This window comes from Nostoc sp. (assembly GCF_036917775.1).
Lineage (GTDB): Bacteria > Cyanobacteriota > Cyanobacteriia > Cyanobacteriales > Nostocaceae > Nostoc.
The window spans coordinates 38,923-64,978 of the sequence record NZ_JBALEQ010000025.1; the positions used below are offsets into that span (position 1 = coordinate 38,923).

A 26,056-nucleotide genomic window follows, 5' to 3' on the forward strand; every position below is an offset into this window, starting at 1 on the left:
ATTTTATAAATAAACTCTAAGTTTGGCAATAGTAGAATTGTCCCTTATGAATGTAAATTAAATAAACTAAAAAACTTGGTTTAAAGACTTTATAAATACCAGGTTAGCCGATGAGCAAGAATTGTAAGTTAATAAATCCACGTTCCTTAATAACGCCTAAAGTAGCTCAATATGTTGTAATCTTTACGTTTTAACTATTCTAAATCAAGTGTAGTTCAATTTTAACTGTGACTGGGTTTTACCGATTTTTTAGCTGATTTAGCAACAACTCTAATTTATTAAGAATCCCTTTTCATATACGCAAACTGTAGAAGCCATTACTCCAAATACAATTCTTGCTAAGAAATTATGAAACAGGAGAAACCCAAACGCAATCGTGGGCTTATACTGACCCGTGAAGGCTGGCAAAAACTTCAGAATGCCAAACTTGAGTGGGAATTTAGGAACAACAATGGCTTCAAGTTTACCTTAGAAGAATTAAGCGAACAGGCTGGGATCACTCCTGTCACCTTTAGGAAGATACTAACTCGCGAAACCGGGGTTGACAAACGGACGCTTGTTCGTTTGTTTATGATGTTTAATTTAGAACTGGATAAAAGCGATTATACAAGCCCAGACTCTGATTTCAAAGGGCAGGAAGGCTTGAACGCCCCTAAGCGCGTTGATTGGGGAGAGATGGTGGATGTATCTGTTTTCTATGGACGCACAGATGAACTTGCTCTCTTAGAGCAATGGCTGATCCAGGAACGCTGTCGAGTAGTGGCGCTGTTGGGAATGGGAGGAATCGGTAAAACCTCTGTAGCTGCCAAGCTAGCACAAAAAGTTCAAGGATGGTTTGAGTATGTTATTTGGCGATCGCTCTACAATGCTCCCCCACTTTTTGACCTGCTGGCCAACTTAATTCAATTTTTCTCTAATGAGCAGGTTTTAGAAATTGATTTACCAAAAAGTGTAGATGGTAGAATATCACAATTAATTGAATATTTGCAACAACAGCCCTGTCTAATCGTATTAGATAATGTTGAGACTATTTTGCAAACAGGCGCTTATGCAGGATGCTATCGAGAAGGCTATGAAGATTACGGCTTACTGATCAAACGATTAGGACAAGTCATGCATCAAAGCACCTTGTTGCTGACTTCTCGTGAAAAACCCAAAGATGTAGCCTCACTTGGAGGAGAAACACTGGCTGTTCGCTCATTACAACTCAGTGGTTTAGAGGTAGTAGCAGGGCAAAAAATCTTTGAAGCCAAGGGTTTTTCTGGCTCAGAGTCAGAATTACCAGCAGTAGTCGAGCGTTATGCAGGTAATGCCCTAGCTTTGAAGATAGTGGCTACAACGATACAAGATGTGTTTGATGGTAATGTTGCTGAATTTCTCCAACATTACACGGCTGTTTTTGGCAGCATTCGCGATCTGCTAGACCAGCAGTTTTCGCGCTTGGCAAATTTAGAGAAGGATATCATGTACTGGCTAGCAATCAATCGTGAGCCAGTTTCGCTATCAGAAATACGACAGGATATCGTATCACCAATTCCACCACAAAATTTACTGGAGGCTCTGGAGTCTCTGGTAAGGCGATCGTTGGTAGAGAAAAGCACAGCACTTTTCACACTACAACCTGTAGTCATGGAGTATGTTACTCAGCGATTGATAGAGATAGTTTGTCAGGAGATTGAAACTCAGAATCTTGATTTGTTTAGGTGTCATGCCTTAATAAAGGCGACAGCCAAAGATTATGTGAGGGAAACTCAAATTCGCTTGATTCTGAAGCCAGTTATAGATGGGTTGCTGGCTGTCTTGAGAAGCAAAAGAAACCTTGAAAATCAGCTGACTGAAATTATAGAAAAGTCACGAGAAACATCACCGCTAGAACACAGTTATACAACTGGAAATATTCTCAATCTGCTTTGTTATTTAGGAACTGACCTCAGCGGTTATGATTTTTCTTTTCTGAGTGTTTGGCAAGCAGACCTGCGGAATGTGAAATTGCACTATGTCAATTTTCAAAACGCCAATTTTGATAGGTCTGTTTTTGCTGAAACCTTTGGTGGTGTTTCGTCGGTAGCCTTTAGCCCTGATGGAAAACTTTTGGCAATGGGTGATACTGGTGGTGAGATCCACTTTTACCAAGTTTCGGATTGGAAGCACCTTCTAACTTGTAAGGGGCACACTAATTGGATTCCGTCACTAGCCTTTAGTCCGGATGGTAGTATCCTTGCTAGTGGAAGCAGTGACTATACCGTGCGCCTGTGGGATATTAGTAGAGGGCAATGTCTGAAAACGTTTCAAAAACATAGTAATGAGATTTGGTCAGTAGCCTTTAGTCCGGATGGTAACACGTTAGTCAGTGCCAGTAACGATCGCACAATAAAGCTATGGAGTGTTAGCACTGGTGAATGCCTTAGAACTTTTTCGGGACATACAAATTGGGTAATATCAGTAGCCTTTAGTCCAGACGGACAGACCCTAGCCAGCGGTAGCGATGACAACACAGTCAGGTTGTGGGATATTGGTACTGATGAATGCAAAAGAATTTTTCATGGACATGATGATGGGGTACGGTCAATCACTTTCAGTTCTGACGGCCAGACACTAGTGAGTAGTAGTGATGACCACACAGTGAAGTTGTGGGACTTAAACACTGGTGAATGTATTAAAAGTCTACATGGGCATCGTGCTCCGGTTTGGTCATCTGCAATTAGTCCTCAAGACAATTTCATCGCTAGTGGTAGTCTCGACCAGACGGTGAGGCTATGGAACATTAGCACTGGTCAATGTCTTAGAATTCTTGAAGGACATTCTGGTTGGGTGCTTTCTGTTGCCTTTAATTTGCAAGGCGATCTTCTTGCCAGTAGTAGTGATGACCAAACCATAAAAGTATGGAACGTTAGCACTGGTCAATGTCTTAAAACTTTCATTGGGTATACTAGCCATTCCTGGTCAGTTGCCTTCAGTTCAGATAGAAGGACGCTGGCAAGTGGCAGCCAAGACCGCGCGGTGAGACTATGGGATGTGAATACAGGTCAAGCCTTGCAAACTTTCCTGAGACATCGTGGTGCAGTTCGATCAGTTGCCTTCAGTCGAGATGGGCAAATGTTGATAAGCGGCAGTGACGATCAAACGATGAAGCTATGGGATGTGAATACAGGTCAAGCCTTGCAAACTTTCTTGGGACATCGTGCTGCGGTTACGTCAGTCGCCTTCAGTCAAGATGGGCAAACGTTGGTAAGCGGCAGTGACGATCAAACGGTGAGGCTATGGGATGTGAATACGGGTCAAGCCTTACAAACTTTCCTGGGACATCATGCTGCGGTTGCATCAGTCGCCTTCAGTCCACATGGGAGGATAGTGGCGAGTGGTGGATGGGATCACACAATAAAGTTGTGGGATGTTAGTACTGGTGAGTGCAAAGAAACCCTAAAAGGACATAAAAATTGGGTTTGGTCAATTGCTTTTAGTCCAGATGGTGAACTGCTGGCAAGTGGTGGTTATGACGGAACAATCCGGTTGTGGAGTGTCAGAAATAGTACTTGTTTCAAGATTTTTAAGGTTGGTGAGAATAATTCTATCGTTAAAACAGTCGCTTTTAGTGAAGATGGTCAAACCCTAGCCAGTAGCAGTCCTGATCACACAATAAAGTTGTGGGATGTCAGTACTGGTGAGTGCAAAAAAACCTTACGTGGACATTCGGCTTTCGTCTGGTCAGTAGCCTTTAGCCCAGATAATCAAACTTTGGCTAGTAGCAGCACTGACGATACAATTAGACTTTGGAATGTGAGCGCGAGTGAGTGCTTAAAGATTTTGAAACCCAAAAAACTATATGAGGGGACAAATATTAAAGAGGTTACAGGTATAACTGGCGCGACGATTTCTATGTTGAAACTTCTTGGAGCAGTTACTTCCGAAAATAAGTAGAACGAGGTGAAAAAACCAAACTATGTAAAGATAAGTAAATACGTACAATGTGTCTACAAAGGCAACAGCGATATGCTCAAAAATTAGAACAAGAACGCTCCGTAAAATTAAGTCCTGACAGGTTTTGACAGGTACTTAAAAAAAGGGGGTCATTTGGAAACGAACTTTGAATTTGCCATAAGGGGAAACAAGACCCGGTAGTACAGCAAATAAAACAAGCAGACTTAGATATGTTGGAATTGGCTTAAAGCTTTATAAGCTTTGTAAAAAGTGTTTCTTCAGAGAATAGAAAAGGATGTAATAAACAGGATAAAGCCGAAGACTAACAAAGATTTAGTTATACCAAACCTGAAGAGACTACACTCCCTAGAGAAACTCACCACAAAATATGACTGAAATATCAGATCATAAGTGTTAATCCCTGACTTGTCTATTTGTCACAGTAGTTAGGTTTGTTTAATCAGCCTCAAAGCTTCTTAAACACTCACCTGATAGTGACTAGACAATCAGGGACATCAAGTGTTAACTCAAACCTGATTTCTAAAAATATACAGGTAAGCAACAACTAAACATCACTGCCGTCAATGTCGCTTGGCAATCCTCGCGCGAATTCCCTGACCATGATGCTTTCCAAATCGATCTCCATGTTATTCAAAACCTCTAAGCTGTTCTTAATGAGGCTGCAAGAATCAGGACTCAAAAATTGCTGATCGATAACTGTAGCTGTTGTAGTTTTCATTGATTGCTGATCGATAACTGTAGCTGTTGTAGTTTTCATTTTCTTCTCCTTGTAGATATTTGAGTTTACTGTTAAAGGTGTTTTAGACGAGTTGTCCTTGGTTCTTCGGTTACTACATGAGCAGTTTATAACCAAGTCTTACCTGTGATTGTTTATATGCTCTAGTGGTTTCAAAACATTCTGAATTTCCTCATCTGATATGTAGCGTTCTTTGGGTGGGCTAAAGCGCAACAATGCTGCTTTGTAACAGGCTCTCGACACGCGGACACGCTCTTCAGGAGTAAGCCCTGCAATCATCTCAATCGTCTCCTTTACATGCTCCACATCGGTGCCAACAGCACTGTGTACGCGCAGGCAGCGGGTAGCATTGGTACGCGGTGGTAACAATGCCTCCACCATCTGGATATACTCCACTCCTCTGCATATCGCTAGGCGTTCCCCCGTATAGGAATATCCAACGCAATCGATTGGATCTGAGTCCCGCACGCTTTGAGTAAAGTGATCCACCAAAGCCTTTGCAGCAGGGGGAACAAGTACTTCCACAACAGCTTCGGCTTTATATCCCATCGACTGGATATCGAGCAAAGCAAGTTGATCGTGACCCGCTTCCTCTCTAGCTTTCTGGGCAGCCCATTGTGCTAAACTCTTGCGGTTTACTGAAGCAAAGCCTTGAGCGGCTTCTTCCATCAGTCGAGGTGTGGGGTGGCACAGATGGTAAAGACCTGCAAGCCGCCATACCCAACGTGTAGGGGTGAGTTTTGGTGGTCTACGATCGCTCTTGACTGTGTACCAAGCATCGGCGATCGCTCTATCTAAAAGCTTCTGAGTTTCAGCCATCCTCTCTGCATGACTCATATTTGAGGCAGTGCGATCGCTACTTCCAACAGAAGTACGTCGATGCCTTTGAGTGTAGTTAGCAGTGTTGATCGCTGTTTCGTCAGGCACGAAACACGCTGATTCAGTATCAATTAAAAAGTAATTACCCATAGTTCGTTTCCTCACTTACGGTTGCTACAGAATTGGAGCAAGTCACTCGTGGTAATAATAGAGTTGTTGCTAAATAAGCTAAATAACCCATAAAATCCAGGACAGTAAGCATTTAAGCCGATTGATTTTGAATGGTTAAAATGTAGACTGTACAAAAGTTTGAGCTACTTTAGACGTTATTAAGCAACAATTCCAAAAAATCGCCAGTCAAGTAACTAAATTGAACTGTGTTACAGCTTGTGCTAGAAGAATGCGATCGCCACCGGAAAGGGCGGTTACGCCATCGCACCTCGCTAAAGACCAAATGGATATTGCATTTCTATGTCTTCCAGCATCTTGACCACCGCCTTGGCTATCAAGACATAGGTAATTTGCTGACTTTCTTTGAGAAATGCAATGTCCAATTGTGAGTTTCGCTGGACATTCGCAAGAAAAGAGGTAGTTAAAGATGACTTAAATGGCGAAAAAATCCCATCCCCTTAGGATTTATATATTGACAGAAGCCTGATTGACAAGCAGCTTCATTTGTGTAAGAGGTTTAGGAAAACTAACAGAAAGCTTTTGTTTTATGAGTTATAAATGGATTGCATACAGTATGTATTTGATGTCTCATATCCTGCCAAAGTACCTTGCTGATACTCAAAACCGTTGGGTAGCAGACTCAATCTGCAACGGAAGGAGTTTATGCTGAGGCAATGTAGAGGAATCAAAAATTTCGCAGCATTGCTGATTGCTCATCTTACGCACTCTCCTCTGTGTAGTTGATTGACAGATGCCTGTTGCAGTTAAGTTTGCTAACTTTACAAAACTTTTGCAACTCAAGATAAGAAACTTAAGATAAAGATAAGTTATTTTTTCCTGTGACATTCTCTCTTTCAAATTTAAAGTTATTTGCACAAATGTACTATTAAAGCCTAAAAGGATTGATACATAAGGAATAGCGCGATTTCAGACTTCATTAGCAAAGCAGATGAACGAGAGAACAATGGGAAATTGAGCTTTTTTCGACTTGTGTGTACACCGTAGCTTCTTCAAGGAGAGAGCTTTGAATTTCCCCCTTTTAGGGAACAGGGTAAATAAAAATATATTCTCTGAGGGTTGTTTAGGCTGGTACAAAAGATTATTGCATCCTGCCATAGCAAGGATTTCATCTTAACGAGCGTGCCATTGGGATTTACTACCCAATTCCCAATTAATTTGCCCATTGTCCCTGTGCAAATTACTTACAGCTGTTTTCAGGTAAATGAATCACATCTTTTTTATCGGGCTACGCCCCGCTTCACTAACACGCAGAGGCGCCCAGACGTAGAGAGGAATCCAAGAGTCTGGTTTAAAAACATGAAAACTACTGTCAAATAACGAGTCGGTTGAGAATGGTGCGAGATGCAAATTTTAGCCAAGTTAGCAAAACCTGTTATCTACATTCACTATCGGCTAAAATCCCCTTACATTGGAACTTTGCCTAAGATCCAATTCAAAAACACAAACTTTTCCGCTTAAGTTTTCTATCTTAACTGGTTAAAATCTATCTTGATATAGATAATTACACATAAAGACTTTGAGATAAATACTTACTCTCAGGGTCTCTTAGCACTAACTTATCGCGTGAAACCCCTCAAGTAATGCACGGGGACTTTCCCTCTAATTTTGGTGACTGCTATATGTACAGATTTTTGGATAACGTTAGTTTGACAACTAGCTTTGTGAAAACTACCCCATCCTAATATCGATTCCAGTTAAGGTTTAACAGAAACCTAGGTTCTCCAAACTTTTATCAAACAAGGATTATAGGCATTCAGGATTAGGTGCATACACATAGAAAATTGGTTTAAAATTGTAAAGGCTTAAAATGACGAAGCAAACCAACTACTACAATGACCTGTTAGTAGATTACTCTAAACCGGAGCTAGTTTCTAATGAACTAGCAGTAAAACTACTCAAAGACGCAGAGATATATCTTTCTTTACGTGATGATACTTTACCTAAAATAACTTTAGAATACAGTTTAGAGCAAGTAGAACAGGAAAATAAAGATTGGTGGCCAACCCACTGTGAAGCGCTACGACAAGGGCGGGGAGACATTCTAGCAGGTGAGTATGCTAATACTCTGGTCTATCTCTGCGCTGATGGACCTTTTTATGGCAGAACCGCAGCGACAAACAGAGAAGTAAATCGGTGGGCGATTCTTGCCCAGCCAAGTGTAATAATAGCTTGGCCAATTGTTATGTTCAATGGCGAAGTCGTCTATTCTGAATGGAATTGTTTTGACGATGAAACGAACGAAGTCATCGCCAAGGGAAACGAAACTTTGCTTCGACGCGGACACCAAGGTGCGTGCTATTTAAAATGCGAACAATTTAGTTTTTATCGCGATGTTTATGCCTCTCAGGAATTGCTGTATTGGATTAGGCTTTAACCCAATTAGTTATCAGTGAAGAGTTCTAAATGAATGTAAAAAGAGAATGAGACTAAGAAAAATTATTGTAGAAATTAACTGATGAATGACTTGAACATAGAAATATTTATAGTCTGCTCTAATTCAGATAATCTGACATGAAATCGAAGTCTATTTAATACAATGAACGAGGCTAAAGTGATGGACTCTAATTACTTATTAAATGACATTGACTCTTGTAACCTTAACATCGCTATTAATACAGCGATACTGACAAGTTTTGAAAAGTTCTTGCTTCAGTCCCAACCTTTGCTAAACCATGTTTTTCGGTTTATTGAAACAAATTATCAGAATTCAATTAGTCTTAGAGAAGTAGCTGAGGCAGTTAGTCGTTCCCCTGCGTATCTCACTGACCTTGTACGGCGAGAGACTGGAAAAACCGTGCTCTGTTGGATTGTTGAGCGTCGTATGGTAGAGGCACGCCGTCTGCTTCTCGAAACAGACCAGTCGGTGGAGCAAATTGCTGAAGCAGTGGGCTATTTGGATAGACGCCATTTCGGCCGCCAGTTTCTCCGGCTCCACAATACAACCCCGCAAACATGGCGAAGATGCCATCGGAGCAAGAGTATCCCGCGATGGGAAAGAGTCCCACAAAAGGCAAGTTCAACTGAATTAATCAACCAAGAACCCACAACTGTCACTTTTGCAGAAGCTCAACGATTGCAGTCTTGTATCCAAGAGATTGCTGCAATTTTTAATAAGAATACCCTAGCTGATGAAGTACTTATGTTAAAAAGTCAAAATGGTTCTGTTGCAAAAATAGACAATGGTTCGATACAAATTACCTTGGTATCAACTTGAGAATATATAGGACTCCTATTTTAGTTCTGAACAAGACTAAGAGAGAAGTACAACATTATATTGCCTGGTGTAGGGGCACGGCACTGCCCATTGGTGTCAACTTAACATTAAACTGGCGGTTAGAAACCGCGTCTACACAAACAAAACCCACCTCCGTGGGTTTCAAAACCTTGATTTTCCGTTAGTCCGCCTACGCGGACTAAGCCTGTGTAGCCGCGAATTCTATTCGCCGGGGCTTAAGTTGACTTACTGAAATTGTTTTAAAAACAGCCTTTATTTCTTAATGCTACAAATATGAGTACTAATTTAATTGTTGCCGTAATTAATAACAACCTTAAAGACGCTAAAAAATTAATTGAAGCTGGCGTAAACGTTAACCAAATAGATAGCAGTGGAAATAGCCTCTTGCTCGTCAGTTCTGCTAACGGTCAATCAGAAATGGTGAAACTACTCCTTGACGCTGGTGCTGATATTCACGCGGTTGACTCAAATATGAAGGCCACTGCACTCCATGCTTCTGCCTATTTGAGGCATCCAGAAGTCATGAAAATTCTAATTCAATATGGGATTAATATAGACGCTCAGGGCCCTTATAATGGATACACTGCTTTACACGATGCGGTTTGGCAGAACAATATTGAAGGAGTTAGTCTTCTCCTAAACGCAGGTGCTAGGTTAGATATCAAAGGCAAGAATGGAGACACTCCTTTAGATATTGCCAAAAAAAGTGGGTGTAAAGAGATTGTTGCCATCATTTCTAAGTATGAAGCGGACTATGCTTGAATCTCAAACCTTCTGCCTTTAATATAGTACATTAGTACTAATAATTTGCGATCGCCCTGTGCCAATTGCGTAAATCCTGTTTATCATAAAAAAAACGCAAGAAGCAATTACTTTTTATCTCTGTGTGGACATTAGCAATCGCACTCAATTTGGAATCATCCCACAAAATCGCATTGCTCCCAACTGTGTTGACTCGAGATCAGTCAGGAAAATTTTGAGAACATAAATAGGTTAGAAAATTTTTAAGATTTTTGGTGATACATATCGTAATAGCCGTCGTCGTTATGGTCTGCGTTGTAACTTACTAGCAGCAATTTATAACTATGAGTTAAATTTAGCAATTCCAAAATGCCAGTCTTCTAATCTAACATAAAAGTAATTTTGCAAGAGGTCTATTTATCAATAGCTTAAAATAAATAAGCTTTTACTTTCTCAAACTCCAGTTTGCTTACTCATTTAAGTAATTCACGCATTCATTTTGGTATATCATTAAGCCGAAAGCTGGCGATGCTCTAAAAAAGAAGTGTAAATTTACAGGCGATCGCATTTATGTGGTTGTAAATGATGGAGAGCGTAGGCGTAGCCCGTCGTAGACATCGCTATATAACCACTACTCAAATAAATCAAATCCCTTTTCACTTCTCAACTTTCTGTCAAATGTCACAGTTGAATTACAACCATAATCTTGAGCAATCGCCCCAATTAAATAATTAGAAAAATCTGCACTTCCCTGCTTAAATCTTTGTAATGCTTGATAAACTAACAGAGCGATTTTCTAGCTCAAATACCGAACATTTCACCATTAATTCGATAGTGTTACTAATTTCTTCCCTACTAAATTGATAAGTATTACTCCATAAAACCCAAACCAATTCACAAAGAACTATAGGAATCCGGTTTGATTTCTGAAAATATACGTAGGATGTGTTAGCGACAGCGTAACGCATCAAACCCGTGATCCTAGTGCGTTACGAACTCCGTTCTAACACACTCTACAATACCTAATTTCGTTCAAAAATCAAATAGTAATCCTATATATTAGCAACAAAACATTGCTCTCACCCTTCGATAATTTCAGCAGCTTGCTCCCACTGCTTTTCATCATCTTTTGTCAAGTAGCGCACTAAAATATTTGTATCAAGTCCAATCACTTGAGCCTTCTTTAATTGCAGTTTCCATTTCTTCTAAAGTTGCGCTTTTCATTCCCGGACGGTGTAAAATCCCTGATAAACTTTTGATAGAAATATTCAGGGGAATTAATTTAACTATTCCATTTTCATCAATGACAAAATCAACCTTACTACCTGTATCAAGGTTAAGATAATCCCTAATTTCTTTAGGAATAGTTACTTGCCCTTTAGTGGTGATGGTAGCACTAGCCATTATCCACGTTCCTTACATAAGTTCCTTACTTGATTATAAAGTCTACTGCACCTAACGCATCGCCACAAGTAAATCGGCACAATAAAACCTTTAAAATATGATTGCCTCGCCCCAACAAAACTACCTCACTGCTGAAGAATACCTCCAAATGGAGGAACAGAGCGATATCAAGCATGAATATATAGACGGCTATATCTATGCAATGGCTGGAGCGCTAGATGCACACGTTACCATTGCTCTTAACCTGGCATCTCTCCTCCGTAATCATGTGCGCGGCTCTGGTTGTCGTGTTTACATCGCTGACATGAAAGCCCGAATTGAATCTCTGAATCGCTTTTATTATCCCGATGTGATGGTTACTTGCGATCAACGAGATCAAGAAACGCCGGGTTATAAAAGATTTCCCTGTTTAATTGTCGAAGTTTTATCTAATTCTACCGAAGCCTTTGACCGAGGAGATAAATTTGCCGATTATCAAACACTGGAAAGTCTGCAAGAATATGTTTTAATTAATACAAAACGTCAGCGAGTCGAGTGTTTTCGCCGCAATGAGCAAGGATTGTGGGTTTTACAATCTTATACAGCAGAACATCTATCATTTCGACTCAACAGCGTGGATTTTGAGGAAACAATGGCAGCACTTTACGAAGATGTGGTTTTTGAATAATCAACTGATGATTGGGTATGCTACACAATTTTTAGTAAACTAAATATCTATTAATATCTTCAAGGCTTCCTAACCCGGCGGAGGCATTGAGCAAAACAGACACAATTGATTGCATAAAAGTTATGGCGCTCATAGTTCAGAAATACGGTGGTACATCTGTCGGTTCAGTGGAACGCATTCAAGCTGTCGCACAGCGTGTTTATAAAACTGTCCAAGCTGGAAACTCTTTGGTAGTAGTGGTTTCGGCAATGGGCAAAACCACCGATGGACTCGTCAAACTAGCTAATGAAATTTCTTCCAATCCTAACCGCCGGGAAATGGATATGCTGCTTTCAACAGGCGAACAAGTAACCATCGCCTTACTCAGCATGGCTTTGCAGGAACTCGGACAACCAGCAATTTCTATGACTGGCGCTCAGGTAGGAATTGTTACCGAAGCTGAACACAGCCGCGCTCGGATTTTGCATATTGACACTACTCGCCTTTGTCGCCACATAAATGCAGGTAAAGTAGTTGTTGTAGCTGGGTTCCAAGGCACATCCAGCGCCGGAGAGATGGAAATTACAACTTTGGGGCGCGGTGGTTCTGACACATCAGCAGTGGCGATCGCAGCCGCATTAAGAGCTAACTTTTGTGAAATTTATACAGATGTTCCAGGGATTCTAACTACAGACCCCCGCTTAGTCGCCGAAGCCCAGTTGATGGATGACATCACCTGCGATGAAATGTTGGAACTAGCTAGCTTGGGCGCAAAAGTGTTGCATCCCCGTGCTGTAGAAATTGCTCGTAACTATGGTGTTCCCCTGGTAGTTAGGTCTAGCTGGACAGATCAACCAGGTACTTGGGTAACATCAGCCAAACCCCAAGGGCGATCGCTAATCAATCTAGAAATTGCCCGTCCGGTGGATGCTGTAGAATTTGACACCGACCAAGCAAAGGTAGCATTGTTGCGTGTACCCGATAAACCAGGTGTAGCAGCAAGGTTGTTTGGCGAAATTTCCCGACAAAAAGTAGATGTAGATTTGATTATTCAATCAATTCATGAAGGTAACAGTAATGACATTGCCTTTACTGTCACCACCCCAATCTTAAAACGGGCAGAAGCAGTAGCCGCAGCGATCGCCCCAGCACTGAGAAATCCATCTAACCCCAAATCTGATGAAGCCGAGGTAATGCTAGAACATAACATTGCCAAAGTCAGCATCGCTGGCGCAGGAATGATTGGCCGTCCCGGTGTGGCTGCAAAAATGTTCGCCACCTTAGCCGAAGCTGGCGTGAATATTCAAATGATTTCCACCAGCGAAGTGAAAGTAAGTTGCGTAGTCGATGCTGCCGAATGCGATCGCGCCGTCTTAGCACTCCGTACTGCTTTTGAAATAGAGGCAGGGGAAGAGGGGACAAGGGGACAAGGGAGACAAGGAGGACAAGGAAGAATCATTGAAGAAAATTCTCCCCCCTCTCCCTTGTCTCCCCCCTCTCCCCCCTCTCCCTTATCTCCCCCAGTTCGCGGTGTTGCTTTAGATTTGAATCAAGCGCGTCTTGCGATTCGCCAATTACCAGATCGTCCAGGGATGGCGGCAAAGTTATTTGGATTATTAGCACAACATAATATCAGCGTTGATATGATTATTCAATCTCAGCGCTGTCGGGTAATTGATGGTGTTCCCAGAAGAGATATTGCCTTTACAGTTTCGCGGATAGATGGGGAAAATGCCAAAAAAATGCTTACTCAAGTAGCGGCAGAGTTAGGATGGGGTGAAGTTGTTTTAGATAGTGCGATCGCTAAAGTGAGTATTGTTGGTGCAGGTATGGTGGGACAACCAGGTGTTGCTGCCAAAATGTTTGAAGCGCTGGCCCAGCACCAAATTAATATTCAAATGATTGCTACCTCAGAAATAAAAATTAGTTGTGTTGTAGCACAAGAGCAAGGTGTTAAAGCTTTGCAAGCCATTCATGCCGCTTTTGGACTAGCTGGTAGTGAGAAAGTTGTAGTGCCAGCGTAGAACTAAAGTTTAAATTTTAAATTGCTGATTATCTATCTTTGAAATGCCATTTTTCCATCATGGCTACTATTTCTGAAAGCCGACGTTCACCACACCAAACTAAATCAAGTTTTTTAAGTTGTTCAAGACTGATACCACCCTCTTCTTCAGCAATGTGGTGATATTCTTTATCTCCCATTGCTGCTAATAAATGCTCAAAAATAATCATTTCATCGAACTGGGGATTTGTCTCTGGATCGTTCAAAATTTCCATTGCTCGTTCTTGCGACAGTCCTTGAAGAGCATTGACAATAAATCGTGTGGGAAAATCCACATCCTGAAGTTGAGGATGACGCGATACTAATCCAGCCACTAGCACTCCTAGATAAGTAGCCGCTTGAGAATTACTCAGTAACTCCATTTGTTGAATGGCAATCTCAGTCAAATTGGTAAAAAATGCACACCCTAACTGCTGTTCGATGGTGGTAATTGGATCTAAAACTAGCGAGGATTCTAACTGTGCCTCAAATGCTGCCTGACGCTCCTGGGGTACTTCGCTGATTAAGACTTGCTTGGCGCGATCGCCTATAATAATATTGCGATCGGGCCCAAAACTAAAGTCTTTGCCCGGTTCCAAACCTTTACTCACTAGAATTTTAAAGACGTTACTTTGAGCTTTTCCCTCCATCCGTTCATATTGGGCTTGTCCAAGAAAAATTTGACAAAACCAACTGTGGCTGTCAGCATCGCATTCAACCATTACCTCATTAACAATCAAATCAGTTAACTTTTCCGCTCCCAAAATGCTTTGTAACTCTACAACTAAGCTATTAATAGCAGTGATATTACGGTCATTGAGCGCTTTGAGGAATTGACGCTTCGCAGTAGCTACCAAGGCTTTTTTTCGGCCAAATACGTTCATTTTCTATTTCTTATATGTTATATCGGGTTATACATAATTAAAACTGCTATTTTTTTACCCTATTTGAGGCTTATGTGTCATGAGTGTGATTGCTGAATAGTTCCAATCAAAGTATCCCCCCTACGGATTAACTTTTTTCCCAAGCCTCGTTGAACTCACAAATTTTACTTAAGTCTGTTAATATATAACCGTACTAAATCAATAACATTCTTTTAATAAAAAGAAATATTACTAGCAATATGCAGCAGTAGCTAGTAATTAATACTTTTACCTGCCACAATGACGTTGATTTGTTTTGATTAAATATTTTTTCAAAAAAATAGTTACCAGTAATAACACGTAAGCTATAATCAAACAATTTATAAGACTATATTTATATTGATGCCTATTCATTTACTAAATGGACGTTACCGAATACTAAAAGTTCTGAATGATGGGGAAAAGGCAAAAACCTATCTAGTTGAAGATGAGAGTCTTCCTGAGAGCCAATTTGTAGTCAAGCAGTTACGTAGTCCTAGCGGCAATTCTCAAGCTTTAACTATCCTGCCGCGCTTGTTTGCCAGTAAAGCAGAAACTTTAGAAAAACTAGGGCAGGAACACAACCAAATTCAGAAGCTAATTGCTTATTTTGAAGAAAACGAAGAATTCTATATAGTCCAAGAATTCATCCCTGGTAATCCTTTTACTGAGGAAATTATCCAGGGACAAACTCTGAGGGAAGACCAAATAATTTATCTTTTATCAGAGATATTAGAAATTTTGGTGATTGTACATAGCTTAGGTGTTATTCACCGGAATATTAAACCAGCAAACATTATTCGCCGAGAGTCAGATCAAAAATTAGTTTTGGTTGATTTTAGTAATTTTAATGAAGCCATCACTAATAATGCTGAAAATCTCGAATATATGCCTATAGAACAAGTTAACGGCAATCTTAAATATAACAGTGATATATATGCTTTAGGTATGGTTGCGATCGCAGCACTTTTAGGTTTATCTGCAAACGAAGTATCTAATTTGCAAAATCAAAAAAATCGCCTGACTGGTGAAATCCTTTGGTATAACAAAAATATAAAAATCAGCAAAAAGCTAGTAAAAATTATTAATAAAATGGTGCGTTTAGATTATCGTAAGCGCTACCAGTATGCAACCGAAGTTTTAGATGACCTGAAAAAGTTAACAAATGTTGAAGTTCTGCAAAAACAGCCGATTAAAAAATTATTAATAGTTTTGGCTGGGATAGCTGGCTTAATCATACTTGGTGTAGGAGTGCGGTTTTTAAGTTCACCAAAACCTATAAATAATGCTCAAAAAGAATTATATCAAGAAGGGCTAGATAAATATGATGCAGGAAATTATGAAGGAGCAGTTAAAGATTTCAATCACGTTATTGAATTAGATCCGAAAAATGCTTTAACTTATAATAAGCGAGGCGATGCTTACTATCGATTAGGAGACTATGAGCAAGCGCAAGCAGACTCTAGTCAAGCCATTTTACTCAATCCTCGAGATGGTAATGCCTATTTTGACCGAGGATTTGCTTTTTTGGAATTAGGCAAATACAAAGAAGCGATCGCAGACTATACCCAAGCGATTAAGTTAAACTCGGATGATGCTTATGCTTACTATGGGCGAGGGTTAGCCCGTATTCAATTGAAAGATAATAAAGGGGCAATTGGAGATTTTAGTAAAGCAATTGCCCTCAAGCCTCAGTATACCGAAGCCTACTTACAGCGTGGGATTATCCGCCGTCGCCTGAGACTAAAGCAAGCAGCAATCGAAGATTTTGATAAAGTAATTAAGATTAATCCTAGTGATGCCAAAGCTTATTATCAGAGGGCTTTAACTCAATCTATTAATAAACAAAAATATGCTGCCCTTAAAGATTACACAGATGCAATTAACATTAATCCCAAATATATAGAAGCATATCTCAATCGAGGTGATGTTTTCAGCGATCTGGGAAATAAAGTCGAAGCTACTGAAGATTACAATACTATTTTACAGATTGACCCTAAATTTATTGCTGCTTATATTCACAGAGGTATTCACCGCTTTTCTTTTGGAGATTATAAAGGCGCTATTGAAGATTACAGCGAAGCTCTGAAACTAGATCCTAATAATATAGCTGCTTACAACAATCGTGGTAACGCCTACCTTGAACTTGGAAATAAAAAAGCTGCCAATCAAGATTATTCACAAGCGATCGCAATTAATGCTAACAACGCCTTAGCCTACTATAACCGGGGTGTGATTCGCACCAAGCAGAAAAATAAACAGGGAGCGATCGCAGATTTTAAAAAAGCTGCAAAACTATTCCAACAGCAAGGCGAAAAAGATAGTTATCAAGATGCACAGAAAGAAATTGCAATTCTGCAAAATAATTCAGCGCCAGCGAAAACTTCTCGTCCTAAATCTGGGAAAACGGAAAAAAACTGAGCTATGACTCAATACTGTCATCCCATGTTATGACGATCCATCTTAGAGGTTGTTTGAAAAGTGGTTAGCTGTGATTTTTGGCACTCATTGATCCCCCCTAACCCCCCTTTTTAAGGGGGGAACCCGGAGTCAAATTCCCCCTTTTTAAGGGGTATTTAGGGGGATCTAAAGGTTTTTTTACCGAGAAGAGGACTTTTCAAACATCCTCTTATACTATTAGCCCAATATGCCCCAATCCGCTTGAGTTTCCCTTACTCTCCTTAAAAAGAAGGGAATTAGAGAAAGGCTTTTAAGGTGAGTTGGGGGGAGCTTCCGAGGTAAAATATCACTGTAATATGTCTATTTAACATTAGAAATCGCAGACTTTGACCTTTTATCTGTTGTTGTAGTTAAATCAATTATCGCTCAAGATGAGTCACCGTATTTTCTCACGACTCAATTAGGATGGCTATATGCTAATTCTCCTCACTTTTTATCCAGATAAACTGGAAATATTTACTCATAGGGATGTCGATACAGTACTGAAAAGAATTGATGCTTCTCAGAATATTTGGTTGCGCTGTGTTCAATTCCGCGATCGCACCGGGACGGCTAAAATTATCAAACATTTTGAACTCAATCCATCTCGTGTTAACATGATTTTCAACCATTCCCCTTTAGGAATTGATGAAGATGTAGAAGATTGTTTATTTGACAGCTATGAAATTCTAACTGCTCAAATAAAAAATCATGAATTTGAGGTTGCACGTGGCAATATTGTAGTTGGAAGTAATTTTATAATTACGTTTGAAATCACTGAATTAAAAGTTTTAAGTATCTTAGCTAATAATTTACAAAAGCGCCCTCTTGATATTAAAAAATGGGGAATTGACTATGTTTTTTATCTCATTTTTAAAGAGATTCTGAATAATTATCATATTGTCTTTGACTATATTTCTAGAAAGCTAGATGATTTAGAAGATGAAGTCTTAGATGATTTAGGTGATGAATCAACGTACCAAAGAATTGCCACTATGAGGCAATCTACTCGTTCAGGACGGCGTAATTTTCAAAGTATTAAGTCACTTATGGCTATTATGGATTACGATGATTTTCAATGGCTCACCCAGCCTGTAAAAGAGCTATTCAAAGAAGAATTGGTTCATCAAGTTGATAAATTATGGCAAGAATATCAAGCTTTGAGAGCCTGGATGTCAGAATTAATGGAAATCCAACGTGATAATATTGCTAGCAAAACCGGTGAACGAATTAATCGCCTGACTATCCTCTCGACCGTATTCTTACCAATTACGTTCATGTCTGGTTTCTATGGTATGAACTTCAAATATATGCCGGAATTAGAGCAACCTTGGGCTTACCCTGCTGTAATCGGCGTAATGATCTTAATTGTGATTTGTAGTATTGCTTATGCTAAAAAACAACGTTGGTTGTAACATCAAGTTACCAATAAAAAGATCCCCGACTTCTTCAAGAAGTCGGGGATCTAAAGCAAATAGGATGACTATATATATTATTTTCAGTAAGTAGACTGCATTAAACCTAAATCGGTAAATAAACATGAATCTACCATTGATTATTCGTGCTGAGGAACACAGCGAGAAAATAGCCATTGTTACAACAGATGGATCATTTACCTATCGGGATTTGCTCCACACTTCTAGTCAAATAGCAACAAATCTTCTTCAGAATACAGAAGATTTACAAGAGCAGCGAGTCGCCTTTCTCATCCCACCTGGGTTTGAGTATGTAGCTACTCAATGGGGGATTTGGCGTGCTGGTGGCATAGCTGTACCTCTGTGTGTTTCCCACCCGCGCCCAGAATTGGAGTATGTAATTACCAATTCTGGAGCATCGATTATTGTTGCTCATCCTAATTTTGAGGGTATACTGCGATCGCTCGCCGAAGCACACAATTTGCGATTTATCCTCACCTCAGAAACGCTTCCATCTGATATTGCTCGTCTTCCAGAGGTAGATATCACAAGACGCGCCTTAATTCTCTACACTAGCGGTACAACAGGTAAACCCAAGGGTGCGGTTACAACTCATCAAAATATTCAAGCGCAAGTTACTAGCTTAAACACTGCTTGGGAATGGACATCTAGCGATCGCATTTTACATATACTGCCACTACATCATATTCATGGAATTATTAACGTCCTGACTTGTGCTTTATGGGCTGGCGCGGAGTGTCATCTGTTGAGCAAGTTTGACACCGAAACCGTTTGGAGGCGAATTGGTGATGGTGACTTAACCCTATTTATGGCAGTACCAACAATTTATGTAAAGCTCATTACCGCTTGGGAAAATGCCTCTAGGGAACGCCAAAAAAGTATGTCAGAAGGCTGTGCTAAGGTGCGCCTGATGGTTTCCGGCTCGGCAGCGTTACCAGTTCAAGTTTTAGAAAAGTGGCAGACTATTAGCGACCATTTTCTGCTTGAGCGATATGGGATGACTGAAATTGGTATGGCGCTATCGAACCCTTTACACGGTGAACGTTTGCCTGGATATGTAGGAAAGCCTTTGCCTGAAGTTGAAGTGAGATTAGTAGATGAGAACGGATTAGTCCCAACCGGAACACCAGGAGAGATCCAAGTTAAAGGGCCCGGAGTGTTTCTTGAATATTGGCAAAACCCCGAAGCAACCGCTAAGGCCTTCCAAGATGGCTGGTTTTGTACTGGAGATACCGCCGTGATTGAGAACGGTAGCTACCGCATTCTGGGACGGATGAGTGTAGATATTATCAAAACCGGAGGCTATAAAGTTTCAGCTTTGGAAATTGAAGAAGTATTGCGATCGCATCCAGATATTCAAGAATGTGCAGTGGTTGGGGTTGCAGATTTAGAATGGGGTGAACGGGTGTGTGCTGCATTAGTATTGCAAGGGTCACAACCTTTAACATTAGAATCTTTCAGAAGTTGGGCAAAAGAGCGATTGGCTGTTTATAAAGTGCCAACCCAAATTTTGATAGTTGAAGAATTACCACGCAATGCGATGGGGAAAGTTATTAAGCCGACGGTGGTTGAGCTATTTAAATAATAGTAATGTCCCTGTTTTTCAAAGCTAGCCGCGCAGCTTGTTGACAATGCTGCAATACGTGAGGTAGAAGATAAGCACAATTTAAAAAACTTAAATATAGCTATGAGTCTTTTTTGTCTAGTTCATGGCGCTTTCCAAGGCGCTTGGTGTTGGGATTTGTTAATTCCTTATTTAGAAGCGCAAGGTCACAAAACAGTAGCAATGGATTTGCCAATTGAAGATGCGTCTGCAAGTTTATCGCAATTTGCAGATGTAGTTTTGCAAGCGCTTCCAAAAACTGATGATGATATTGTCCTGGTTGGTCACTCAATGGCTGGTACTGTTATTCCCCTTGTTGCAGAAGTGCATCAAGTACGTCAACTGGTATTCCTTACCGCGCTTATTCCATACCCAGGAACTAGTACACTTGAGCAATTTTCTCATCATCTCGATTCTGATAGCCTCAAATCATTAAATTACGAACCAAAAGAGTCAGATCAACTCAAACAATTTGATGATGAACCTTATATGTTTAATCCTGTTTCTGCTGGGAAAAACTTTTCAGATGAAGCAGTATTGATGGAATTTTTTTATCAAGATTGTCAGCCGGATGTAATGCGTTGGGCACTCTCAAAAAGACGTTCGCAGCAATCAATGGCATATATTTTTGAGGTTAATCCTCTGAAGGCTTTACCAAATGTAGAGTATAAATATATTTTTTGTACTGATGACCTGATCATCTCTCCTGCATGGTCACGCTACGCTGCACGTAAGTGCTTGGGAGTTGAAGCCATAGAACTGCCTGGAGGACATTGCCCACACTTGTCTCGCCCTGCTCATCTTGCCTCAGTATTAATTAAATGATCGGTAGATCAGTTAAGAGCGATCGCTTTTCTCTACCCTTTTGAAGTAACCTTTGGTATTTTAGGCGGACACCAAAAGAGGTTTTTACTAGATACCCCAAGGGATTCCAGAATTCTTCGCATCACCTCTGTGCAATACATCCAGTGTCCCAAATCGTCATACATACGATCGGGATTAAACTCGACATTGTAATGCAGCACATTGGGAAGGTCTAAAAACTCATCACCGCTTTGGGGAGAAAGAAGCAAGAGATGAAATGGCTTACCCTGGCATTGTTTTTGCAGCTTGTTGACTAAATCTATCACACCACCGCGATCGCTAATTCCTGTACGAACAAAAAGCACTTTGTCGCAGTGCTGCAATGCGTACCAAAACCTTTCAGAACGTGCTGTGTATCGAACGCGTATCCGTTCATGGATGGGAGACATATCGTTCGTGGGGTCATCTGTCTCCTCGACTTCATGGGCAAAGGATAGACCTGACCACTTACTATGGTAAATTCTTCCTGCATCGGAGCTGTAGTGCAGCAAGGCAGGATTCCACATATCATAAAAACCGTTTTCGATCGCATCCGCAACATCTCCAATATTAGTTGTGCGCGTTAGATCAAAGGGAAAAGCAGGGCCGTCGTACTCCATTTTATACAGCATCATGCGAACGGCACAGCGATCGCCAAGGGGAAGAATTGCCACACGGCTGATATCCGATAACTGACATTTGTATTGGAAAAACACCGCAGACTTAGGTGGTGCTTTCACCCGGCTTTCTAGCCCATCTTTGCCAATCATCATGGTACGAAAGGGAATGTCAGGATGAAGCGGATCTTCATAAACACCTGATGGCATGGCTTTAAGGGCGTTGCAAACTTCCGTCCACATCGGTTGGATGTTGTACTCGTTATCTGATTCGTTGATTATCCAGAGGTGGCGTTCGTCTGCTTGCAAAATCCCCAGATGCCCGTCATAGAACAAAACTTGTGAGTTGTTTGGCGAAAAAAGATTGAAGGCAGCGCTATATTCTAAGTCTGCGCCAGGGGGGATATTTACTGTAGTTGCGATCGCACCATCTTCTTGCACAGCAAAGAATGGGAGCGTCCCTGGCTTGACAGACTTTCCAATATAAATACCTGGTATCAATCCTGCCCTACTTTGTAATGCAGTTTGTAGTTCCTGCCAATAAGGAGCGATCGTATAGCTGTATTGTGATGGATTAACGATTCGTAAACGCTTCTCTTCGATACAGACAGAGATATGAAAGCCTGCATTGTCAAAGTAGATGGCAAATTCATTCGGTTGCTGGAAGCGTTGTTTTTCTTTTGCCAATTCGTCTTTGTCAATGTCGAATAAGTGCTGGTCGATCTGCTGATACATCAGGCGATGACCGACCGTGTTCGGGTGAGCCGGATCGAAGGATGTCCCCGCTTTCCATCGTCCTTGTCCATCATCCACGGCTGCCAACCAATCTAGTACAGTTACGTCCCAACTTAGGATTCGGTTGTGTGTGTCTCGGAGCAGCCAGTAATGTTCCTGAGAATAGTCGCCATTAGGATAAACTCCTCCCAGAATTGGAATGGCTCCAATGTCCCGCGTCATTTTCACAAGCTGCTGCAAGCCACTTTCAAACCGTCGCTGTACTGCTCGCCGCTCGTGAGGGGGACAGTAAGCTAACCCTTCATTGCCTAGAGACAAGGCAATAATCACAATATCTGGTTTTTCTGGGGTGACAAACCAGGGGAATCGAGCGATCGTTCTGCTGACATTCGCCCCTACCTCCGATACATTCACCAGTTGATGCCCATATTTTTGCTCTAAAGCCTGTGCTAACAACCAGACCCAACCTTTCAAAAACCAGGCTTTATGACCTAATGCGACGGAACTGCCAATGACCACAATTTTGAGTCTCTCAGCCCTTTCTTCCACGGGCATCTTGACAGTTGATTTCTCAATGTATCCAAAGGGGTAAGGCTGTAAATAACCGAATGCACCATCATCCACAATAATTGTGCTGGAACGATCCTTAGAATCAATAGGTATCCATCGGTTTGTATCTAGTAAGCTCTCCCATCGTGCATTGCCGTTGGCATCGAGGCGGACGTACTTATATTCAACTCTCTGTTGATCGCCTGACTCTTGAATTTCAATATCTGTCCACCATAGAGGATAGCGATCGCCACTTGTACGCAGGTGGATACATTTTTTAATGTCCCACAGTCCCAACTCTGGAGTAGAACCGACCAGACCGATGAATTCACCTGTTTGCGTGTATGCACTGATCTGGAATCGATACATAGAGTTTATCCTGTTTTCGTGAGTACGATACCAAACAGTCAGGCTGAAATATTTAAATCTACTTTGACAATATCACATAGAATTTTTAAGAATCTGGTATGGATATTGTCAAGTATATTGAAGCTATGATTAAAACCAACCAAAGCTATAAGCCGCAAAGGTTTTTTACGATAAAATCGAATTTTTATAGAAGATTTTATATTTAATCAAGTAGACTATATTGTATTAAAAGTCTTTGTACAACTAAGAACAAATCAACAAAAGAATAAGATTAAGTTAAATTTTCCCTTCAATAGCACTGAAATACGCCAGTACTTAGTAGTGAACGCTATCTATTCTACTTAAGCAAGACTTAATAGATGAGAAATGCGATCGCAGAAAAACGGACAAATAACTCGCAGGCGAGACTTGTCTTCAGATCGTACAGATGCACTAATCCCATTTTGTGCAACTGGGAACCTTGCACAGCCTCACAATCTACAGGACTTGACTGTCTGACGATTTCTATAAACGATGGCAATAAATCGGGATAGCGCGCTCGGAAATATGTGCAACCCGTGTCAGGGCTATCTTGTTGGGGGTAGGGTTGCAGCTTCGTGTGTTTCAGACAATTAAATGCGAGTACGTCAAGCATTTCAAGACATTCTTAATTGTCCATACCCTTCACCCTAGACCCCACACCCCAAAAGCAGTAATATCAAGCGTTAGCGCTTTTCTTAGTGCCATTCATTAAAGTATCTTTCTACAAGAGAGCATGTTGGTCAACTATAGTATCTTTAAGGGAAACTATTTCAACTGTGCGAAATCCAAGTACCGCTAAGAGATTATTTTCGGGCAGTTTGACGGGAGCAGGTTGATCGCCGTGACCTGGAGCGGGGAGGGGGTAAGCAGTCGCCGCAGCAGTGTGGAAGCGAATATTGCCTTCGCTATGCTCAATTACTTGATGGATGTGTCCCGTTAACACTGTCACCGACGCAAAACGAGATAGCAGTGAAAACAACTTTGCCGAATCGGCAGTTGCCCATCCCCATTTCGGATAAAGATCATACAGGGGAATATGGCTGAAAATAACTAGAGGCTTATCCTGTTTCTGCGCTGCTAAATCTTTTGCCAGGTAGTCCAATTGCGCCTGACCCAGTTTCCCCGTACCAGTTGCCCCAAAGTCTAGGACATTAGTTAAAGAGACAAAGTGGATTCCCGCCTGATCCCAAACTTGTAAGCCTTCTTTGACATCCTTTCGGTTAAAGGCTTCTTCGTAGGCTTTGCCGCGATCGCCAATTGTATCGTGTTCTCCTGGTAGGGTAAACAGTGGGACTTTCAATTGAGAAAGCAGTTGTTTGGCCTGATCAAATTCTTCTGGTTTAGACAAATGGGAGATGTCTCCGGTGTGAATGACAAAGGCGGGTGGAGTGGGTAAAGCATTGATTGCATTGATCGTTTTCTGGAGCGTATCGGTTACATTTTCATTTGCAGGTTTTTTGAAACCGATGTGCGTATCGCTAATTTGAACGAAGGAAAACGGTAAAGTCGTGGATGATTTTTGAGCATTTGGTTCTCCTACCTGACAAGCAGTCAATAAGCCATTTGCGCCAACAGTCCACATAATGCCGAGTCCTGTCCAGCCTACGTGTTCAATAAATTTTCTGCGTTGCATTGGTATTCCTCTGGTTAATTTTTCTCTTGTTTTACCGTCAACGTCCCTTTCATAAAGGGATGAACTGAGCAAATATAGGGATAGATACCCGGTTTAGTAGCGGTGTAGTTCCAGGTTTGATTGGTATCTAGTGCTTTAGAGTTGAAAGTACCATCCGTAGCTGTAGCCGTGTGAGGTTCTTCATCGACATTGAGAAATTGAACAGTTTTACCAACAGCGATCGCCAAATTCGCTGGCTCAAATTTGAAATTACGAATTTTGACTGTAGCATCGGCAGTTTGTTGGTTAGTTTGGGGTTGGGACTTGGGTTGTTTCATCACCATTGGTTGGCTATGGCTAGTCATTGCCTTATGGTTCGGACTACAGGATGACAACGACAACAGGATGACCAAGAAAGCACTGGCGATCGCTATGAAAAAATAAGAAATGTATTTCATCAGCGTCCTCCCATTCGCTTTGGTTGATGACGAAACAGTCCGGTCATTGAGAGTCCGGTAGCCACTAAGCCAATCAGACCTAGCCCATTCAAAACTGGCACAATAGCATCGAGTTTGAAGATTTGGAAGGTGTGAATAGTGATTAAAAATGCAGCAAGCTCTTCTTGATGCAACCATTTGTCGGCGATCGCAACGAAGCAGCCAGTCACAGCAGTAAACAGTAACGGCAAACAAAAGAGTGTGGCAATTAGTCGATGGTACTTGCGAAGTGTGTTTTTCATCGTTTGAGTATTCTTGTAAGGATATTCATCAACATTTGATCGGTAGAGGTAAAGCATTGGGTAATCAAGTGCTGGAAAGGACGGTAAAATGAATGCCCGAATGCTTTCCCATCGGATTTGAATCGCGGCGTTGTTTCACACCTGAGTCATGAGTGATTCAGCAACGCCAGTTTTTTAGTCTTCCGTAAATCCTTTCAGTTGCTCTTCAAGGTTATGGCGATAGCCTTGATCGTTTAGCGTTTGCTCAGGTAATCGATTCGTTTTGACAGCAGCTTGAATAATATCTTGAGCCGTAATTGATCCAGACGCGATCGCCTCAATCAAGACCCCATTGCTGGGAATACCTTAGACATCTCCGAAAACAGTTAAAGCCCTTGTGTGGCTAGGCTGTAGCCCGTAAATGCAATCATCTTAAATTAGTTACTCTGTACGATAAAA

General features: G+C 41.1%; 21 protein-coding genes and 1 pseudogene. 12 read left to right on the plus strand and 10 right to left on the minus strand.

Annotation, left to right across the window (positions count from 1 at the left end; translation table 11 throughout):
* Positions 1-348: 348 nt before the first annotated feature.
* Entirely contained in the window at positions 349-3,918 is a 3,570-nt protein-coding gene (locus V7K69_RS04585; protein WP_335031844.1) for an NB-ARC domain-containing protein, read from the plus strand.
* Positions 3,919-4,483: 565 nt separating this feature from the next.
* On the opposite strand, the gene V7K69_RS04590 is transcribed toward V7K69_RS04585, so the two are convergent.
* Together V7K69_RS04590 and V7K69_RS04595 are read right to left on the minus strand one after the other, a co-directional pair.
* Positions 4,484-4,696: a hypothetical protein gene (locus V7K69_RS04590; RefSeq protein ID WP_335031846.1), complete on the minus strand. Its 213-nt coding sequence runs from the start codon at positions 4,694-4,696 to the stop codon at positions 4,484-4,486.
* Positions 4,697-4,795: 99 nt separating this feature from the next.
* On the minus strand, positions 4,796-5,644 hold the full coding sequence (locus tag V7K69_RS04595; RefSeq protein WP_335031847.1) for a hypothetical protein: 849 nt from the start codon (positions 5,642-5,644) through the stop codon (positions 4,796-4,798).
* Positions 5,645-5,871: 227 nt separating this feature from the next.
* On the opposite strand from V7K69_RS04595, the gene V7K69_RS04600 reads away from it, so the two are divergent.
* The 5 genes and pseudogenes from V7K69_RS04600 to V7K69_RS04620 all read left to right on the plus strand — a co-directional run.
* Positions 5,872-6,054, plus strand: coding sequence for a hypothetical protein (locus V7K69_RS04600; RefSeq protein WP_335031849.1), 183 nt, complete (start codon positions 5,872-5,874; stop codon positions 6,052-6,054).
* 1,439 nt (positions 6,055-7,493) lie between these two features.
* Positions 7,494-8,060, plus strand: a complete 567-nt coding sequence (locus V7K69_RS04605; RefSeq protein ID WP_335031851.1) for a hypothetical protein — start codon at positions 7,494-7,496, stop codon at positions 8,058-8,060.
* 180 nt (positions 8,061-8,240) lie between these two features.
* Positions 8,241-8,900 carry a helix-turn-helix domain-containing protein gene (locus tag V7K69_RS04610; protein WP_179070043.1) on the plus strand — a complete coding sequence of 220 codons (660 nt, stop codon included), beginning with the start codon at positions 8,241-8,243 and terminating at the stop codon, positions 8,898-8,900.
* A gap of 294 nt (positions 8,901-9,194) precedes the next feature.
* Complete coding sequence (locus tag V7K69_RS04615; RefSeq protein WP_179069824.1) at positions 9,195-9,683, plus strand: ankyrin repeat domain-containing protein; 489 nt, start codon at positions 9,195-9,197, stop codon at positions 9,681-9,683.
* A gap of 235 nt (positions 9,684-9,918) precedes the next feature.
* Positions 9,919-10,056: pseudogene (locus V7K69_RS04620) on the plus strand (IS5/IS1182 family transposase); the annotation flags it as partial.
* Between the two features lie 764 nt (positions 10,057-10,820).
* On the opposite strand, the gene V7K69_RS04625 reads toward V7K69_RS04620, so the two are convergent.
* The gene (locus V7K69_RS04625) at positions 10,821-11,066 is read right to left on the minus strand and encodes an AbrB/MazE/SpoVT family DNA-binding domain-containing protein (protein WP_114083907.1); all 246 of its coding nucleotides are present in this window, start codon (positions 11,064-11,066) and stop codon (positions 10,821-10,823) included.
* A gap of 97 nt (positions 11,067-11,163) precedes the next feature.
* Between V7K69_RS04625 and V7K69_RS04630 the strand changes: the two genes are divergently transcribed.
* Together V7K69_RS04630 and V7K69_RS04635 are read left to right on the plus strand one after the other, a co-directional pair.
* Positions 11,164-11,733, plus strand: coding sequence for a Uma2 family endonuclease (locus tag V7K69_RS04630; RefSeq protein WP_335031853.1), 570 nt, complete (start codon positions 11,164-11,166; stop codon positions 11,731-11,733).
* Positions 11,734-11,855: 122 nt separating this feature from the next.
* Positions 11,856-13,736, plus strand: a complete 1,881-nt coding sequence (locus V7K69_RS04635) for an aspartate kinase (RefSeq protein WP_335031855.1) — start codon at positions 11,856-11,858, stop codon at positions 13,734-13,736.
* A 28-nt stretch (positions 13,737-13,764) separates the two neighbouring features.
* Here V7K69_RS04635 and V7K69_RS04640 read toward each other — a convergent pair whose 3' ends face one another.
* Positions 13,765-14,637 (minus strand): hypothetical protein, encoded by an 873-nt coding sequence (locus V7K69_RS04640; RefSeq protein WP_335031857.1) that lies wholly within the window; start codon positions 14,635-14,637, stop codon positions 13,765-13,767.
* A gap of 381 nt (positions 14,638-15,018) precedes the next feature.
* Between V7K69_RS04640 and V7K69_RS04645 the strand changes: the two genes are divergently transcribed.
* The 4 genes from V7K69_RS04645 (at position 15,019) to V7K69_RS04660 (ending at position 20,958) form a co-directional block, all read left to right on the plus strand.
* Positions 15,019-17,076: a tetratricopeptide repeat protein gene (locus tag V7K69_RS04645; protein WP_335031859.1), complete on the plus strand. Its 2,058-nt coding sequence runs from the start codon at positions 15,019-15,021 to the stop codon at positions 17,074-17,076.
* 452 nt (positions 17,077-17,528) lie between these two features.
* On the plus strand, positions 17,529-18,509 hold the full coding sequence (locus V7K69_RS04650; RefSeq protein WP_335031861.1) for a magnesium transporter CorA family protein: 981 nt from the start codon (positions 17,529-17,531) through the stop codon (positions 18,507-18,509).
* 124 nt (positions 18,510-18,633) lie between these two features.
* Positions 18,634-20,115: an acyl-CoA synthetase gene (locus V7K69_RS04655; RefSeq protein WP_335031863.1), complete on the plus strand. Its 1,482-nt coding sequence runs from the start codon at positions 18,634-18,636 to the stop codon at positions 20,113-20,115.
* Positions 20,116-20,217: 102 nt separating this feature from the next.
* Positions 20,218-20,958, plus strand: a complete 741-nt coding sequence (locus V7K69_RS04660) for an alpha/beta fold hydrolase (protein WP_335031865.1) — start codon at positions 20,218-20,220, stop codon at positions 20,956-20,958.
* A 32-nt stretch (positions 20,959-20,990) separates the two neighbouring features.
* On the opposite strand, the gene V7K69_RS04665 is transcribed toward V7K69_RS04660, so the two are convergent.
* From V7K69_RS04665 to V7K69_RS04690, 6 genes are all read right to left on the minus strand, one after another.
* Positions 20,991-23,246 (minus strand): DUF1796 family putative cysteine peptidase, encoded by a 2,256-nt coding sequence (locus tag V7K69_RS04665; protein WP_335031867.1) that lies wholly within the window; start codon positions 23,244-23,246, stop codon positions 20,991-20,993.
* Between the two features lie 352 nt (positions 23,247-23,598).
* Positions 23,599-23,880 carry an AAA-like domain-containing protein gene (locus V7K69_RS04670; RefSeq protein ID WP_335031869.1) on the minus strand — a complete coding sequence of 94 codons (282 nt, stop codon included), beginning with the start codon at positions 23,878-23,880 and terminating at the stop codon, positions 23,599-23,601.
* Between the two features lie 108 nt (positions 23,881-23,988).
* Entirely contained in the window at positions 23,989-24,900 is a 912-nt protein-coding gene (locus V7K69_RS04675) for a metallophosphoesterase family protein (RefSeq protein WP_335031871.1), read from the minus strand.
* 14 nt (positions 24,901-24,914) lie between these two features.
* Positions 24,915-25,337: a cupredoxin domain-containing protein gene (locus V7K69_RS04680; protein WP_335031873.1), complete on the minus strand. Its 423-nt coding sequence runs from the start codon at positions 25,335-25,337 to the stop codon at positions 24,915-24,917.
* Positions 25,337-25,618 carry a peptidase gene (locus V7K69_RS04685; protein WP_335031875.1) on the minus strand — a complete coding sequence of 94 codons (282 nt, stop codon included), beginning with the start codon at positions 25,616-25,618 and terminating at the stop codon, positions 25,337-25,339. The genes V7K69_RS04680 and V7K69_RS04685 overlap by 1 nt, the downstream gene beginning before the upstream one ends.
* 174 nt (positions 25,619-25,792) lie before the next feature.
* Complete coding sequence (locus V7K69_RS04690; RefSeq protein WP_335031877.1) at positions 25,793-25,942, minus strand: hypothetical protein; 150 nt, start codon at positions 25,940-25,942, stop codon at positions 25,793-25,795.
* Positions 25,943-26,056 lie beyond the last annotated feature (114 nt).

Coding starts and splice junctions, on each gene's coding strand:
- V7K69_RS04585 (WP_335031844.1), top strand. CDS start 349: ATGAAACAGGAGAAACCCAAACGCAATCGTGGGCTTATACTGACCCGT.
- V7K69_RS04590 (WP_335031846.1), bottom strand. CDS start 4,696: ATGAAAACTACAACAGCTACAGTTATCGATCAGCAATCAATGAAAACT.
- V7K69_RS04595 (WP_335031847.1), bottom strand. CDS start 5,644: ATGGGTAATTACTTTTTAATTGATACTGAATCAGCGTGTTTCGTGCCT.
- V7K69_RS04605 (WP_335031851.1), top strand. CDS start 7,494: ATGACGAAGCAAACCAACTACTACAATGACCTGTTAGTAGATTACTCT.
- V7K69_RS04610 (WP_179070043.1), top strand. CDS start 8,241: ATGGACTCTAATTACTTATTAAATGACATTGACTCTTGTAACCTTAAC.
- V7K69_RS04615 (WP_179069824.1), top strand. CDS start 9,195: ATGAGTACTAATTTAATTGTTGCCGTAATTAATAACAACCTTAAAGAC.
- V7K69_RS04625 (WP_114083907.1), bottom strand. CDS start 11,066: ATGGCTAGTGCTACCATCACCACTAAAGGGCAAGTAACTATTCCTAAA.
- V7K69_RS04630 (WP_335031853.1), top strand. CDS start 11,164: ATGATTGCCTCGCCCCAACAAAACTACCTCACTGCTGAAGAATACCTC.
- V7K69_RS04635 (WP_335031855.1), top strand. CDS start 11,856: ATGGCGCTCATAGTTCAGAAATACGGTGGTACATCTGTCGGTTCAGTG.
- V7K69_RS04640 (WP_335031857.1), bottom strand. CDS start 14,637: ATGAACGTATTTGGCCGAAAAAAAGCCTTGGTAGCTACTGCGAAGCGT.
- V7K69_RS04645 (WP_335031859.1), top strand. CDS start 15,019: ATGCCTATTCATTTACTAAATGGACGTTACCGAATACTAAAAGTTCTG.
- V7K69_RS04650 (WP_335031861.1), top strand. CDS start 17,529: ATGCTAATTCTCCTCACTTTTTATCCAGATAAACTGGAAATATTTACT.
- V7K69_RS04655 (WP_335031863.1), top strand. CDS start 18,634: ATGAATCTACCATTGATTATTCGTGCTGAGGAACACAGCGAGAAAATA.
- V7K69_RS04660 (WP_335031865.1), top strand. CDS start 20,218: ATGAGTCTTTTTTGTCTAGTTCATGGCGCTTTCCAAGGCGCTTGGTGT.
- V7K69_RS04665 (WP_335031867.1), bottom strand. CDS start 23,246: ATGTATCGATTCCAGATCAGTGCATACACGCAAACAGGTGAATTCATC.
- V7K69_RS04670 (WP_335031869.1), bottom strand. CDS start 23,880: ATGCTTGACGTACTCGCATTTAATTGTCTGAAACACACGAAGCTGCAA.
- V7K69_RS04675 (WP_335031871.1), bottom strand. CDS start 24,900: ATGCAACGCAGAAAATTTATTGAACACGTAGGCTGGACAGGACTCGGC.
- V7K69_RS04680 (WP_335031873.1), bottom strand. CDS start 25,337: ATGAAATACATTTCTTATTTTTTCATAGCGATCGCCAGTGCTTTCTTG.
- V7K69_RS04685 (WP_335031875.1), bottom strand. CDS start 25,618: ATGAAAAACACACTTCGCAAGTACCATCGACTAATTGCCACACTCTTT.